The organism is Microcoleus sp. D3_18_C4, assembly GCF_036702355.1.
Taxonomy (GTDB): domain Bacteria; phylum Cyanobacteriota; class Cyanobacteriia; order Cyanobacteriales; family Microcoleaceae; genus Microcoleus.
In genome coordinates, this window is record NZ_JAUBTF010000071.1 from 1 (window position 1) to 15,039 (window position 15,039).

The following is a 15,039-nucleotide window of genomic DNA, read 5'->3' on the forward strand; positions in this document are numbered from 1 at the left end:
GAGCAAATCAGTTCGTTGTCATCTTACAATTTTATTCTTGAAGCTCTATTCTATGCAGCTTCATATTAAATTGGTATTAGTCATTAGTCCTTAGTCAACAGTCAACAGTCATTAGTCATTTAAAAACCCGACACTAACAACTTATTTAAAATTGTCAATGTCGGGCGCAAATTCAACAAATTACAGCAAAAATTAGGACTTTTTGCCGAAAACTTGTTCTTTCAAGGCTTGAATTTCTTGACCTAATTGTTGCCGGTTGGACGATCGCAGCAAATAGCGGTAGATAAACCACCCGGTGTATCCGATACCAATTAGCTCGAATGTGGGTGCTAGCAGGGGGATGTCGTTGAGTTCGTCTATTACGCCCAAAAGCACTTTCAAAGAGACAATCGAGGCTATAATTACACCGATAACAGTCAGGGGACTTTTGTACTGCTCGTAAAAGCTGCCGATGTAAGCGGGAAACTCGGACAAAATTGAGATAATTTGTTCTTTGATCTGCTGGGCCTGACTTGGCGGTTCTTCGGTAATTATGACCTTTGTTGTACCGCTTGAACTGTCTGCTTCATTTCCGGCAGGAACTTCGGTGATGATAACGGTTGTTTCTGGTTCGTTTGATGAAGTCATTTCTCCACTCGCAATAGTTTTTTGCTGGTTGGCGGCAGGTATTTCAACTGCTGCTGCGACTGTTTCAAGAGCCGGTATTTCGACTGCTGCAACCTCCCCGTCGGTTGGTTCAAGAGCCGACACTTCGCCTGTTTCTGAAGTCGGTATTTCGACTGCTGTAACTTCCACTGCTTGTTCGACAGTCGGCGTTTCGACTGTTTCGATCGCAAGTTTTTCCACTTCTGAAACCTCTGCTGCTGGTTCAACAACCGGGGTTTCGACTGTTTCAAGAGTCGGTGTTTCGACTTTTGAAACCTCCACTGCTGACTGTTCTGTAGCAGAACTTTCGGCGACTGTTTCTGCGTGTGGTTGTTCTGGGGTAGGAGTTTCGTCCGCGACACCAACAGCAGGCCCATTCAAGTTGCTAATGGCATCAAGCAAACGGGTTTTAGCCGTTCCTCGCTGGTGAAGGATTACCCAAGATTCTATCAGGTCGGGGCCGTGCATTGCACCTGTCAGAGCGGCTCTGAGCGATCGCATAATTAGCCCTTTGTTAAGATTTTTCTCTTTACTGAGCTTTTTAGTGATTTTCTGAGCTTCCGCTGATGTCAGGGACGAATGACTTTCCATAGCTTCTACAACTGCTTGTAAAGCCTGTGCCGCCCCTGTTTGCTGCAATTGTGCGAGTGCTTCTTCTTCGTATTCCACGGTGGTGGAGAAGAATACCTTACACATATCGACAGCATCGGTTAAGCGAACGAGACTCGGGCCGATTAAAGCAGCTATTTGTTCGAGCCAGGGGCGGTCTGCCTCCAAGTCAAACTGATAACCGCCTTTCTGCCACCAATAAGGTATCAGCAAATCTGTCAATTGCGGCACTGGCATTTTGTGCAGGTATTGACTGTTTAGCCAATTGAGTTTATCCCAATCAAATTTTGCACCAGCTTTGTTGACTCGATAGAATGTAAATAATTCTGCTGCTTCCGACAGTGTAAATATTTCCTGCGTTGAATCCGGCGGAGTCCAACCGAGCAAAGTCATGTAATTAACTAAAGCTTCGGGCAGGTAGCCCATATCTTTGAAGTCAGAAATCGAGGTTACGCCGTCGCGTTTAGAAAGCTTTTGCCCTTGGGAGTTTAAAATCAGCGGCGTGTGGCCAAATTCTGGGATTGTCGCGCCCAAAGCTTCGTAGAGCAATATTTGTTTGGGAGTATTGCCGATGTGATCTTCGCCGCGGATGACGTGGGTGATGCCCATGTCGATGTCATCGACAACTACGGCGAGGTTGTAGAGTGGTTGGCCGATGACGCCGCCGCTGGATGCCCTGGCAATTACCATATCGCCGCCGAGGTCGCTACCTTTCCAGGTTACGGTGTCGCGCACCATGTCGTTCCAAGCGATCGTGCGATCGTCGTCGATGATAAACCGAATCACAGCTTGTCGCCCTTCGCCTTCAAAAGCTGCGCGCTCTTTGCTTGTCAAGTTGCGGTGTCGGTTGTCGTAGCGGGGGGCTTGTTTGTTGGCTTTTTGTGCTTCCCGCATTTCGTCGAGTTCTTCCGACGTGGTGTAGCAGCGGTAGGCGAGTCCATTGTCTAGAAGGGTTTGGACTGCTCGGCGGTATATTTCCAGACGCTGTGACTGAAAACTCGGGCCTTCGTCCCACTCCATACCCAGCCAGGTGAGGCCTTCGAGGATGTTATCGGTGTATTCGCTTTTAGAACGTTCTACGTCTGTGTCTTCTACCCGCAGGATGAATTTGCCGCCTTGGTTGCGGGCAAACAGCCAGTTGAATACGGCGGTTCTGGCGGTACCGATGTGTAGGTTTCCGGTGGGACTGGGGGCTAGACGGACTCTGACATTCATGTAGATTTTTGCTTTTAGATTGGGGGCGATTTGCTGGTTGGGGGAATAGCTGATGTTTAAGACTTTAAATTTTATTATATTTTGTTGCCGAATTAACAGTTGTGCTTGGCAGGTGCTTTGCCTCGAATTGTTTGATATTCGACTATCGGGCGATCGGGCTACCGTCTCCGGCAACGCAGCAGAGCGCATCTTGATGATATTAGCTTGCGGGTGGCCAAGACTGGATTCACCTTTGGGACTATTTTTCACAACCCAAATAACTGCCGTAGGGCTACCAAATAATTCTTGTAAAATGTTTGTGTGCGATCGACGACATTAAAATATATTTCCCTATGTCTGCTGCTAAAACTGAGTTTTCCGAATCTGTAGCGCCCTCACCCGACTCTGTTGCGCCTGCTTGGCAGATTGAGTTGCTGTACGACGGTGAATGTCCTCTGTGCGTGCGGGAGGTTAATTTCTTAAAAAAACGCGACGCGGGGCGAGGTTTAGTGTCGTTTGTGGATATCGCGGATGATGGCTACAACCCGGAGGCCCACGGCGGAATCGACTACGAAACGGCGATGGGGCGGATTCACGCGGTGTTACCCGACGGTACGACGGTTAAAAATGTGGAGGTTTTTCGCCGCACCTACGAGATTTTAGGTATGGGCTGGATTTATGCTGTGACTAAGTTACCAGTGATCGGGGCGATCGCCAATTGGCTGTACGGAATTTGGGCTGACTGGCGGCTGAAGCTGACGGGAAGGCCGGATTTAGCAACTATTATGAGCGATCGAACTGTGCGGATCGAGTGCGAAAGTCAGGGCCGCTGCCAACCCAACTCGAAATGAGTCATATTTAGTAAGTGCGATCGACCTATCAGAAGATGTCAGCAGAAACAGGCTGCAACTAACATTAAAGATGGACTACTATTAAAGGTCAAAAAAAATGCAAGATGCAGGCTATACAGTCTTCATGGGCTTCGGTGGTCTCTGGATACTTATGGGAATTGCCGCTGTGATTTTCCTGTTAAAATCGGACGGTCAAAAACTTAGGTTTGGCAAATGGGGACTGCTAGTCGCGATTCCGATCCTCGTGCCCATCGTCCTGGTTTTGACATATCAGATCGCCCGACCCTTTATTTCCTCGCACCTTTGAGCGCTGCTGGGAGTCGATCTTTAAATTTAATTATAGGCAAAGAGTTTGCGGAACTTGTGAGGAGAGTTCTAGGAAAGGGCAAGGAATACTAGGAGTCGTTGATGGGGGTGGAGTGGGTGCCACAACTTCTCGCTGGACTAGGCGGAAACTAGAGACCACCCAAAAATTTGCTAACAAGCACTATCCATCCAGGCAGATCGCGTATTTCAGTCAATGCTAAATCCTTCAACACATCTTTAGCTTGTTTATGGTAGCTTCTAAATTTTGAACGTAGAAGCTCTTCCTGCTCAAGCTTAGCACCACTAGAAAGGATATAATTAACGGTTGCCAATAGTGCAAGAGTGATAACAACTGCGACCCCAGCCGCCGCCACATCAAAAACACCTGTAGGTGGAAGAAATGATTTAACAAACAAAAAGAGGCTGGAACCCGCTGTTTCAGCGAAAAATGTTGGCAGGATAGCGAGCGCAGCTTGAGAAGACAAAACTTGGCCAGCGTATAAGTAATACAAAGACCCTATGGCAACTGCCTGTGTTGCGGTAATAAATACTGCGCTACCCGGAATAAATGCTGCACCTGCCACTGCTATCAAAGCTACCGCAATTATTTTGACTGCATAAGACTGCTTTTCAGCCATGTGTCTTGCTAGCAGCAGGTCTTTTCCCTTTTTTTCAAGAAATTCCTCAATGTCACTGCGTAGCGGAAAAACTCCTCTAATATCCATCTTGGGATTACGGCTTTTAGGATCGTAACCCTTGGTACAAGTTGGATAAATCTTGTCTACCTTTAAATCGTTTTTCCACTGATTGACTACATCATCTACCACCGTTGGATCGAGATCATCCCACTCATCAATTTTGTTAAGAACAACAAAAAATGAATCACAATGCTGCCTCAAGTCATCTAGGCTTTTCTTTTGTGAAGCATCTGATGAACCAGTTACTACAAATATGCCAACATCAATATGCCTCAAAAAATTCTTGGTGACTTCACTATTCTCTGCACGCACATCGTCAAGACCTGGTGAGTCAATTAAATAAACCTTTTCATCAAGTTTTAGAATTGTTAAATCTTTAGTAACGCCCGAAACTGCTCCTACCTTGGCAATTTCTAAAGCTTTTCTTCGGCTCAGTTTCAACAAAGCATTAATGAGTGAACTTTTGCCCGAACTTACCTTGCCGATAATCGCAATGTTGAGAGATTGCGATAAATCAGGTGCTTTTTCCACAAATTTCGCTTGTACTCGGTCAAAAAAGCTCTTTTCGTCTAACCCGTCGAAGGCTGAGTCACCCATCTTCCCTACTCCAAATTTCGCTTGTACTCGGTCAAAAAAGCTCTTTTCGTCTAACCCGTCGAAGGCTGAGTCACCCATCTTCCCTACTCCTCTAATATCGTTTACGCAAATGATTGCTATAAAGGGGTATTGGTAAGCCTTCCCCTCATCAACCCGTTATGTAGCTAAAATTTAGGTAATTCATATACCAAGAACTAAAATATAACATCAAGTTTCCGCAAATCTTTCTTAGTAGTGGAATCCCGGATGCCCCGAAACCGGGTTTTTTTGCGAGAATAATTCGTTACAGCCCGCCTCAACGGCCAAAAACCCCGTTCCTTGCTTTGGTTGTGATGCGTCCAAGGCTGTTTCTGTAAGCGGATGACATACGGAAAGTCTCCATATGTCACCTGATTTGAGATGATATCGAGAGACTTCCGTATCTCTACCCATTTATTGAGTAGTGAAATGTTCAAGTACCCATTGATTTATAATCAATAAGAAATTGCGATAGCTTTTTTCAGCAATCTGAACATTTTCTATTTACGAGAGAACGGGACAGACGGGGCTCGAACCCGCAACTTCCGCCGTGACAGGGCGGTGCTCTAACCAATTGAACTACTGTCCCTCGTTTTGCCGTTTTTTCAGGCACAATTTCTATTATGCCTATACCTTCACCTTTTGTCAAGAGGTTTTTTGAACTTTTATTTGGAAGCCCAAAATTTGAGTCTCTTGCAGGGGACTGAAGTTGTTGTCGCTCACCAAAATCAGACCTCTGCTAGCATCCGCCAGGGCGGGGCCAAATGTCAACCCCTCAATGTTGTCTAGGGGAATTTTCAGCGTTTCCAAATCCAGCAGCAGGCGTTTTTGAGCGGGAGAAACCTCGCTGAGACGGCTTTTGAGGCTTTCGAGTGCTTCAATGCGCTCGCCCTTTTCCAGAGAAATCTCAAAAATTCTGATAGTTGTGCCGGTTTCCAGGGAGAAAGCACGCTCTAAACTCAGCAAGCGGTTATCGTCGATCGCCAACAAATCCACTAAACCGTTGCTAGTTAATTTTCCCACAGGATTCGCACCAGCCGGTAGCGGTTCGGTGATGTAGAGGAACGATGCTTCTGGATTGCCGCTCACCGCATCGTAGCGCAAAATCCGGCACGGGCTCCCGGTTTCCAGGGAGGCTACGGCGCCATCTTGAACCAACGCGTTTTCGGTAGCTGTAAATAGGTATTTGCGATCGGGCGTTAAAGTTAAACTTTCAAATGCGAGATTGTTGCGGATGCCTTTACTGCCTTTGTCGTCGGGCAAAAATAGGTCAGGAATTGGCAGCGTTTTCAGCAGTTTACCATCGAGGGAGAACTCTTTGATAAAAGGATTTATTTGGCGATCGACATCTCCCTCAGAAGAAACAAACACGCTATTGCCAGTAAAAGCTATCCCTTCGGGATCTAAACTTAATTCAGGAAAACTTTTGCCGTTTTCATCTAATAAAGTAGTAACACCCGTAAAAGTAACTTGCTCTTTTTCCAGTTTCCCAGATTCCAAGTTGATTTTGAGAGTATAGAAGCGCGCCGGAGCCTTGCTGCTGCGGTCATCAGAAATGGCATAATAAACTTGTTTCTCGGCATCATAAGTAATGCCCGAAAGTCCGCCAATTTCCGTCCCCTGAAACGGAGAACCTGTAGGAAATATTGCTCTGCCGATAAAATCTATTTTCGTAACGGCGAAAGATTTGGCTGACTGGTTTACCCAAATAGCAACAGTTGCTGCCATCAAAAAACAGACAATAAATATAGTTGCTTTTCCTAGCTTTCGCATTTTACCAATAAATACATTATTACCTATCTTCCTCTTCCCTTTCTTCCTTCGCGCCCTTGGCGTCTTCGCGGTTCGTTAAATCAGAAAATCACCGCTCATGATTCAGCAAAAAATTTGTCAACCAATCTTTAACCACATAAGTAGCACGACAGTCGTCCTCATTGTAGCGGACGATCGCCTCCAAGAGCGAGCGATCGCCAGTTTTAAGCCAATCGTCGTACCAGCAGACGCACTGAGCACCATTAGCCTTAGCATCTCGCCAGTCAAAACCCAGCCAGCGGGCAATTGGTTTGAGTGCGTAACTTTCCACCGGCATAATCGCTTTTTGCGTCACTTGTTTGTGAATATCTACAAACCGTTTCAGCACGGGTTTCCACAAATAAGCGGGAGTATTGTAAAGTTTAGCCAGCCGCTTAAAAGTCTTGACTTCGTAGTCGCAAAAGTGGAAAATCGGAGCAATAGGATAAGCCCACATTAATTCTAAAAATTGCTCCCAGATTGCACCTTCCTCTGCTGCTGATTCTGCTAAAAAACCGTGGAATTTTTCCGTATTGTTGCATCGGTCAACAACTAAGACTCCGTGGAGGTAATCTAAGTTTAACTCGGGTTCCGCTTCAATATCAAAGTAGAGTTCGATTGGGGCGATCGGCAAAAAGACAGATTGAGAATACGGAATTGGTTTCTTGCGGAGAATTGGCGCAGGTATAGAAGATGTGGCAGGTTTATTTTCTCTAATTTTTACTTCTTCAACTGCGATGTCATTCAAGATATTGTCTACAATATCTGGTACTATTTCAGATGAGTTAAGTTCTTGTGAATTCTCACTTCTACGTTCTTCTCGATCGTTAATCAGTGTATCCGCGTCAAAATCCGTGTCGTGCCTTCCTTCTTCCTTCTTCCCTCTTCCTTCTTCCTTCTTCCTGGCATCCGTTACATCCGTTACAAAATCCGTTGCCGAACTTCCTTCTTCCTTCTTCCTTCTTCCTTCTTCCCGCAACAGCGGTTGATTTAGCAAGTGCGATTGAGCTTGCTGCACCACATCAAAAGCAACTCTGTCCGGGAATTCTGGATACTCAGCCAGCAGTTCGGAACTAGCATGAGCGAGAGCTTCAACATCAGTAATTTCGAGAGTTTTTAGTCTAGCATAGCGGCTGGCAGTAACTCCCGGCAATAAGGAAAGATGTTTAATAGATTCGGCTTCGGCGTGACAGATAGTATACCAACCGCAAAGATTGCACTTTTGCCGAGAAATAAACACTTCTGGCTTATCCCGATTGTCTATCATTTGAATGCAGTTGTCTAAAATCTCGAACATCTGAGGAGTTCGCTGGTCTAGATTCACCTGCCACCACCCTTTTTTTCGCAGCATCAGCCACGCAGTCTCGGGCATTGTTTCCTGTACGGAAGCTAAAACTTGGGCGTGAAAAGCTGCGATAATTTGATACTCTTGTTTTGGTCGCTTGCTAAGCCAAATATCCGCAGTAATATAACTCCAATTGCCAAATTTTGATTGTCCCGGCTGTTTGATTAATAAATGGGGACGGCTGATCAGGGTAATGTTTGAAGAGTGCAGATTGGAGGATGAAAGATGAACGGTAGTTTCGGGTATTTCGCCAAATTCTGGGAAATATTGACTGTCAATTCCTACCATAGAAGTTGTTGCGGCGTTGGTTTGGCCGAATTCGCCCTGGATCAGAACTCCTCGGTAAATGCGATCGACCCCTTGCTGCATTAAACTCAATGTAGCGGCCGCGCCGGCTTCCCAATCCCCTCTAGGATAATATGGTTGTTGATAAGTCTCGTGTTCCAAAGCTTGCTGCTGGTATGCCGCGCTGTCGCGCATCAGTTTCAGCAAAAAGTCGCTGGGGGGATCTAGTTGTTTCCAGTCTCCGCAGGTGTCTAAAAAAGCTCGGAGATGGCATCGCTGATAGGAAAGTAGCAGTTTGTCAGTTATTAACATTTAGTATTCGCAAGGCATAGAGTATCAGGCCAAAGGTATAAAATTCACAGCATTAGTTATTCAATATTAACGCTATCAATAATTCCCCAAAAAAAATGACAAAGGACAATCACCGGCAACAATTCCCAGCTTTGGCCAATAAAGCTTATTTTAACTACGGCGGACAAGGGCCGCTGCCTGAGCCTGCTTTAGAGGCGATTTATGAGGCTTACAAACGGGTGCAGCTTGGAGGGCCGTTTTCGGGGGAGGTGGGGGCTTGGGTGGTTCAGGAGGCGATGCTGACGCGACGTGCGATCGCATCTGAGTTGACCGTACCTCCTGAAACCATCGCCCTAACTGAAGATGTCACCGTCGGCTGCAATATTGCGCTGTGGGGCATTGACTGGAAAGCAGGCGACCATTTGCTGCTTTCTGATTGCGAACACCCCGGCATTGTAGCTAGTGTAATGGAACTTCAGCGCCGTTTCAAGATTGAGGTTTCGGTTTGTCCGTTGGCGGCTACTTTGAATGAAGGTGATCCGGTGGCGGTGATTGCTGATAGTTTGCAGCCAAATACTCGCTTGTTGGTTATCAGTCACATTTTGTGGAATACTGGCCAAGTTTTGCCTCTGGCTGAGATTGTGAAAGTATGTCATGAACCCCCCCTAACCCCCCCTTGCCAAGGGGGGGGACAAGAGAAGTTTTCCCTGGTTCAATCCGAGGGGGAAACAGATATAAAACCCCCCCTAACCCCCCCTTGCCAAGGGGGGCGACAAGAGGAATTCCCGCTGATTCAAGGGGATGGGCAAGAGGATTTGTCGCTGATTCAAGGGGGGAGACAAGAGGAATTGTCTGCAAAGAATCACAAAGTCAGGGTGTTAGTTGATGCGGCTCAATCTGTGGGGGTTTTGCCTTTAAATTTGATTGAGTCGGGGGTTGACTTTTATGCTTTTACTGGTCACAAATGGTGGTGCGGCCCGGAAGGTTTGGGCGGGCTTTATGTGAGTGCGGAAGCTTTGGCTGATTTGCATCCGGTGTTTATCGGTTGGCGGGGAATTGTGACGGATGCTAATGCTAAAGTCCTTGGCTGGAATTCTGGATCGCAGCGCTATGAAATTGCGACTTCTGCTTATCCTTTGTATGCGGGTTTGCGGAGTGCGATCGCTCTGCAACATGAATGGGGTACGATCGAGGAAAGGTATGCAGAAATTTGCCGTTTAAGTAAGTATCTCTGGGAGCGTTTGTCAGAACTTCCCGATGTGGAATGTTTGCGGAAATCTGCGCCGGAAGCTGGTTTGGTTTCCTTTCGATTAACTAACGGGATGCCGCACAACAAGCTGGTCAATTTGTTGGAGAAACAGGGAATTATGGTAAGGACTATTCTTAATCCTGATTGTGTGCGGGCTTGTGTTCACTATTTTACCACGGAGGCGGAGATTGATAAGTTAGTTGAGGGTATTTTGCGTCAAGTTAGTTAAAAATTCCTGATAAGAGTCGGCTGTTAAAACCGCCACCACACAAATCAAGATACTTGTGTTACAATAATCATCTTGATAAAAAAGGATATTTGCTAATCAAAGACGTGAAGATTATTTGGGATAAATCGCGGAGGAAAATCAACCATGAATTTAGAGCAAGCAGTTTTAGATAAGTTGCGGGAATTGCCACCAGAGAGGCAGCAAGAAGTTTTAGATTTTGCTGAGTTTCTTCAACAAAAAAGTATTGTCAAACGACCGCTAAAAAGTGTCAAAGGCTTGTGTGCTGACTTAAAAGTAGATATTACGGAAGAAGACATCGCCCAAGCCCGACAAGAAATGTGGGGAAATTTTCCCAGGGAGATTGTTTGATGCCCTCAGTCGTAGCAGATACCCATACCCTAATTTGGTACATTTTTGAACTACCAAGATTGTCGCCAGCAGCATTAATAGCATTAGAACAAGCGGTTAACGAGGGAAATTTTATCTACTTTTCGGCAATTTCAATTGTAGAAATTGCTTACTTGATTGAGCGAGGGCGTTTGGCAGGCGAAGTGCTGACACGAGTTTTAAATGCTGCGGACGATCCAAATGTGGGGATTTTGCTAGCACCTTTGGATCGCAATATCTCGGCAACTATTCAACAAATTGACAGGGCAACAGTTCCTGATATGCCAGACAGGATTATTGCGGCTACTGCTTTATCTTTGAGTCTTCCGTTAGTTACTCGCGACGCAAAAATTCAAGCGTTAACCACTATTCAGACAATTTGGTGAGTATGAATCGAATAGTAGCGAAATATTTCTTGTGCCTTTTGAGAGAGAGCAGTAAATCAACCATTGCGATCGGGAAGTTTTCATTTGAGTAAAACTTTAGCATCAGCAGTTATTCATTTTCAGCAAGCCAGCGATTGATGTCTTCTCGGTTATGTTCGTAATAGTTCGCAACCCCTTGCAAATCCTGAAGGGTGAGTCCCGGATAATTATAGAGAAGTTCGGCTTCAGTTGCGCCCTGTTGTTGGTAAGCGACAATCGTCCAAACGGGAATGCGGGTATCGCGAATTCGCGCTGCTCCGCCACAAATTCCTGGAGTTTTGTGAATGGGATACTCAAGGGTTTGGACAAATTTCAGGGTTGCTGCCAATAAGTCATCAGGCAGTGTTTCAATGGTTTGGAGAAGTTGTTCTTTGATGGTCATAATCGATATCTAGATGCAATAGCGGTTTATAAATTTGCAGCTTCGATAATTTGCTCGGTGGCAATAGATGCGTCTATTTCCTATCTATGTGGGGATTCTGCTAGCACCTTTATGCTACCAAACTTCATTACCCACAGCACCTCCGCTATCAATTTCATTATGAATGTTCTCAGGTGCGATCGCCCCAACCAACTCCTCAAGCGAATACCGCCGACGAACGATAGGCTCGATAATTTGTTCGGCGACAATAGAGGCGTCTATTTCCTGACAGTGGACTGCATAAAAAGCGAATACATCGTTCACTTGAGCTTCACTTAAATCATACTCAGCGGCAATTTGATTTAGCGAAAAACCCCATTTATGGGCTGCAATGACTACTGTTTGCATCCGCAACCGAGTGCTAAATAGAGAGATTATGGGAGCAGGAATGTACGGACAAATAATTTTTCTTTTCCTCTAATCTCTAATCTGTAAAGATAAATTATGGATATTAATACGATGATTGTGCTTAAGGCTCGCAAATTAAATAACTTACAATTGTAATTGTTATTGTGGGGTGTCCCGCCCGCCCGTCCAAAAAGGGCGGGCGGGACACCCCACTTTCCTTGTGTAAGTTATTTAATTCTCATTCCTAAGCTTATAATTTAAGTTCCAGGCCTGTAGGGTGCTTTCATAAAGTTGTGGCTAATACGCCTCAATTAGTGTTACTTTAGCAGCACTACTCCGGACAGTTTTTGGAACGAGACTACAAGCTTTACAGCGCAAGGATCATAAATAAAGTCCAATTAAATGCAACGAGCGGGGTGGAGCTGACATTGATTTAATTATTCACAGTGGCTCAAAGTCCTACATAATAAGCCATTGGGCCATATAAAAACTGTCCGGACTATTGAGCAGGAGACGTTGAAAAAAGTATTCTGCTAAAGTTAAATAAATATCACACTTCTTGAGGTACGAGGGTAAATGATTAACAAGTTGTTAAGCAAAGTAACGATCGCTGCGGGGCTGTCACTGCCCCTGTTAGCGCTGACAGCAGCTAGCGTTTTCGCTGAGATAATCAAAATTTCGGTAATTAACAACAGCGGCAAGACGATGACAGCCATCTATATCGGCCCTCCCGATACAAATGATTGGGGAAAAAACGAGCTACCGTCCCCCATTGCCGATCGGGAAACGCAAAATTTTTCTTGGGATCAAGCTGACTACGGCGGCTCGGAAGCGGGCTGTATTTTTGATGTCAGCGCCGAATACTCAGACGGCAAATCCACTGAGTTATATGGTGTTGACCTTTGTAAAACGCCTACGCTCAACTTCAAGAAATAGATAATGTAGGCAAAAACCGAGTTTTTTCCAGTCTGATATTCACCAAAAAGATTTTGGATTAGACCTCTTGCAAAAAAAATCTATGTTAGAATTAAAGGTTTTGAGTTTTAGACCTGAGAGCCAACTCATAATTGTCAAGTGCTGATATAACCTGCAATCCGCTCTACTTAAGCCAAACCTTTGATTATAGCATAAAATTATTTTGCAAGAGGTCTATTGTGGAGAAACCCGGTTTTTGCGATCGACTGATTTTCAGCAAAAAATCGAAAATCGAGTTAGGAGAGAAGTAAGGCGATCGCGATGGGAAGCTGGAAAATGGGCGCGAGCGCAACACCTATTCCCCAAGATAGTGAGTAAGAAGTTTGTTCGCCTCGTCATCCATCTGTTCACTGCTCAAAGCTATGCTTTAAGATTGTGAACAGATGTAATCCTCATCTCACAAGCCTTTCATATCTTTTTTTGTCAACTCCTAATACTGTACCGATGCCCTAGCTAGTAATATTACTCTGAGGAATTTACCTTTGGTAAAATAATGTATATACAGAGTATCTACAGTGTAGCGACTAAGCGGATGTTTGACAAGCACAGAAAATCTGATAAAAAAGCCGTAAAGCATAGCTATCCCGTAGCCGAGCGCCCTTTTCGCCCAAACTTCGACCTACGCACCCCAAAAAAAGAAACCGGGTTTTTCACTAAATCTGCCATTTCCATGCAGTATCTTCGCAAAAAACCCGGTTTCTGAGCTCTCAGGCCTAAGTCCTATTAATGACTGTGCCCGTGCCCGCCATGAGAATGTCCGTGATCACCATGAGAATGCCCACCGTGAGAATGTCCACCGTGAGAATGCCCGTGATCTCCATGAGAATGACCGTGCCCTTCATGAGAATGGCTGTGCTCGCGGTGCGCCGAAGCCAAACTCGGATTAACAGCAACCGCAGTCTCACTCAACAACGCTTCAATCTGCGGATTTGCCCACTCGGCCGCCATTTTCAGAAACTCAGGATGGTCGTTTACGCAAGGTAATTTGCGGTAAGTAACTCCTTGACGCTGTTTCTGCAAAGACTCAATAATGTGGTCAACATCTAACAATGTTTCGTGATTTTCTGTCGCAAATCCGATCGGCATAAAGACGATCGCAGTTGCACCCAAATCGATCAAATTCTTCGCAGCCAACGTCGCATCCGGCTGTGTCCATTCAATCAGCGGCGTGTCGTGGTTCAGCCAACCCACCGAAATCAAAGGATAGCGATACATCAAACGTTCCCGCACGCGATCGTACAAAGCTTGACTTTCCACAATTCCCGAAGTAAAGCCCTTCGCCTTGTGCGGACAACCGTGATTCATCAGCACAATCCCAATCTGAGAAGGCAAATGCGCTACAGCTAAATCGTTCTTAATTTCCTCTTCAACCAAATCCGCCATTAGCTGGATGTAAGCAGGTTCATCGTAAAAAGAAGGAATGTAGCGCTGTCCTTTTACCCAATGTTCCTTACCATCAAAGGTTTGTGCTAGAGCTTTATTCACCTGTTCGACTGCAATGCCGCTGGTGAAAACAGAATCAACAACCAACAGCGGATAAATCAGAATTTTGTCAAATCCTTCTGCTTTAATTTGAGGGATTACTTGTTCCGGCAAAAACGGCGCGCAAAAGTTAAAAGCTTTGAACACTTTTACTTTATCGCCCCATTTCTCCTGTAAATTCTTTTCAATCCCGGCGCGCTGCTGTTCAAAAATTGCATTGTGCGGCGAAACGAATTGACCGTGTTGGTGACTCCACTCGTGCAAGTCAAAGATTGCTAAAATCTTGGCCAGCGGCGGATAAATCCAAAGCGGTACTGGCGCAAACTTTGCCGTAAGCAAATTTAAAGCTTGTTCGTTGTAGTTGGCAAAATCGTCGTAGCTTTCGACTTCGCCGTAACCCATCAGCAATACAGCAACGCGATCGTTACTTGCGGGTGCTGCAGATGTTTTGAACTCGATTTTTTCTGGAGAAGCAACCACTTTGTATTCCTCAATTTTATTTATTCTAAGAGATCCAGGCAGGATGAAGGGGGAATGGGAGATTTTTCATTGTGTGCGATCGATCGCACGACTGACGTGCGCGGGGCTGATTCCCGGTTTCTTGGCCCATATTTCCCGGTCAAACCTCTTATTTATCCTAGAAACCGGATTGATGAGCATCAGTCCTAAGTCGGTTTTTTGACCCTGACCCGAAATTCGTAGGGAAGCTAAACTGGCAGGCCTCTAATTTTCACAATCCTGTTTCTTTAAGCTTTTGTGGGGTCGGCTTCGACGCCGCCAGAAAAGTTAAATCTAAATACAGAACTGCTTAAAACTAGAATCAGGCTTTGCTAAGCTTGACAGGGAATGGGGCCGGGGGGGATAAGTTTTATGTTTTCTTAAGACTCCCTCAC

General features: G+C 45.4%; 12 protein-coding genes, 1 tRNA gene and 1 pseudogene. 5 read left to right on the forward strand and 9 right to left on the reverse strand.

Annotated features, from left to right (window positions below; all coding sequences use genetic code 11):
* Positions 1-192: 192 nt before the first annotated feature.
* Positions 193-627, reverse strand: coding sequence for a CAAD domain-containing protein (locus tag QUA90_RS25670; protein WP_333331601.1), 435 nt, complete (start codon positions 625-627; stop codon positions 193-195).
* A 399-nt stretch (positions 628-1,026) separates the two neighbouring features.
* Positions 1,027-2,469, reverse strand: a pseudogene (gene gltX, locus QUA90_RS25675) (glutamate--tRNA ligase); the annotation flags it as partial.
* 332 nt (positions 2,470-2,801) lie between these two features.
* Between gltX and QUA90_RS25680 the strand changes: the two are divergent.
* Complete coding sequence (locus tag QUA90_RS25680; RefSeq protein WP_333448273.1) at positions 2,802-3,299, forward strand: DUF393 domain-containing protein; 498 nt, start codon at positions 2,802-2,804, stop codon at positions 3,297-3,299.
* Positions 3,300-3,754: 455 nt separating this feature from the next.
* Here QUA90_RS25680 and QUA90_RS25685 read toward each other — a convergent pair whose 3' ends face one another.
* The 4 genes from QUA90_RS25685 to QUA90_RS25700 form a co-directional block, all read right to left on the reverse strand.
* The gene (locus QUA90_RS25685) at positions 3,755-4,978 is read right to left on the reverse strand and encodes a GTPase (RefSeq protein WP_333448274.1); all 1,224 of its coding nucleotides are present in this window, start codon (positions 4,976-4,978) and stop codon (positions 3,755-3,757) included.
* A 455-nt stretch (positions 4,979-5,433) separates the two neighbouring features.
* Positions 5,434-5,507 (reverse strand) — tRNA-Asp (locus QUA90_RS25690).
* Positions 5,508-5,563: 56 nt separating this feature from the next.
* Positions 5,564-6,691: an esterase-like activity of phytase family protein gene (locus QUA90_RS25695; RefSeq protein WP_333448275.1), complete on the reverse strand. Its 1,128-nt coding sequence runs from the start codon at positions 6,689-6,691 to the stop codon at positions 5,564-5,566.
* An 88-nt stretch (positions 6,692-6,779) separates the two neighbouring features.
* On the reverse strand, positions 6,780-8,651 hold the full coding sequence (locus QUA90_RS25700) for a TM0106 family RecB-like putative nuclease (RefSeq protein WP_333448276.1): 1,872 nt from the start codon (positions 8,649-8,651) through the stop codon (positions 6,780-6,782).
* 95 nt (positions 8,652-8,746) lie between these two features.
* Between QUA90_RS25700 and QUA90_RS25705 the strand changes: the two genes are divergently transcribed.
* From QUA90_RS25705 to QUA90_RS25715, 3 genes are all read left to right on the forward strand, one after another.
* The gene (locus QUA90_RS25705; RefSeq protein WP_333448277.1) at positions 8,747-10,108 is read left to right on the forward strand and encodes an aminotransferase class V-fold PLP-dependent enzyme; all 1,362 of its coding nucleotides are present in this window, start codon (positions 8,747-8,749) and stop codon (positions 10,106-10,108) included.
* A 144-nt stretch (positions 10,109-10,252) separates the two neighbouring features.
* Entirely contained in the window at positions 10,253-10,477 is a 225-nt protein-coding gene (locus tag QUA90_RS25710) for a DUF2281 domain-containing protein (RefSeq protein WP_333285958.1), read from the forward strand.
* A complete protein-coding gene (locus QUA90_RS25715; RefSeq protein WP_333055052.1) occupies positions 10,477-10,881 on the forward strand; it encodes a type II toxin-antitoxin system VapC family toxin in 405 nt (134 codons plus the stop codon). The genes QUA90_RS25710 and QUA90_RS25715 overlap by 1 nt, the downstream gene beginning before the upstream one ends.
* 109 nt (positions 10,882-10,990) lie before the next feature.
* Here QUA90_RS25715 and QUA90_RS25720 read toward each other — a convergent pair whose 3' ends face one another.
* Both QUA90_RS25720 and QUA90_RS25725 read right to left on the reverse strand, forming a co-directional pair.
* The gene (locus QUA90_RS25720; RefSeq protein WP_190744678.1) at positions 10,991-11,302 is read right to left on the reverse strand and encodes a DUF433 domain-containing protein; all 312 of its coding nucleotides are present in this window, start codon (positions 11,300-11,302) and stop codon (positions 10,991-10,993) included.
* A 114-nt stretch (positions 11,303-11,416) separates the two neighbouring features.
* Positions 11,417-11,689: a hypothetical protein gene (locus QUA90_RS25725; RefSeq protein ID WP_190744680.1), complete on the reverse strand. Its 273-nt coding sequence runs from the start codon at positions 11,687-11,689 to the stop codon at positions 11,417-11,419.
* A gap of 576 nt (positions 11,690-12,265) precedes the next feature.
* Here QUA90_RS25725 and QUA90_RS25730 point away from each other — a divergent pair.
* Positions 12,266-12,625 carry a hypothetical protein gene (locus QUA90_RS25730; protein ID WP_190744682.1) on the forward strand — a complete coding sequence of 120 codons (360 nt, stop codon included), beginning with the start codon at positions 12,266-12,268 and terminating at the stop codon, positions 12,623-12,625.
* A 762-nt stretch (positions 12,626-13,387) separates the two neighbouring features.
* Here the strand turns inward: QUA90_RS25730 and QUA90_RS25735 are convergent.
* Complete coding sequence (locus QUA90_RS25735; RefSeq protein WP_333448278.1) at positions 13,388-14,626, reverse strand: ferrochelatase; 1,239 nt, start codon at positions 14,624-14,626, stop codon at positions 13,388-13,390.
* Positions 14,627-15,039: the final 413 nt, after the last annotated feature.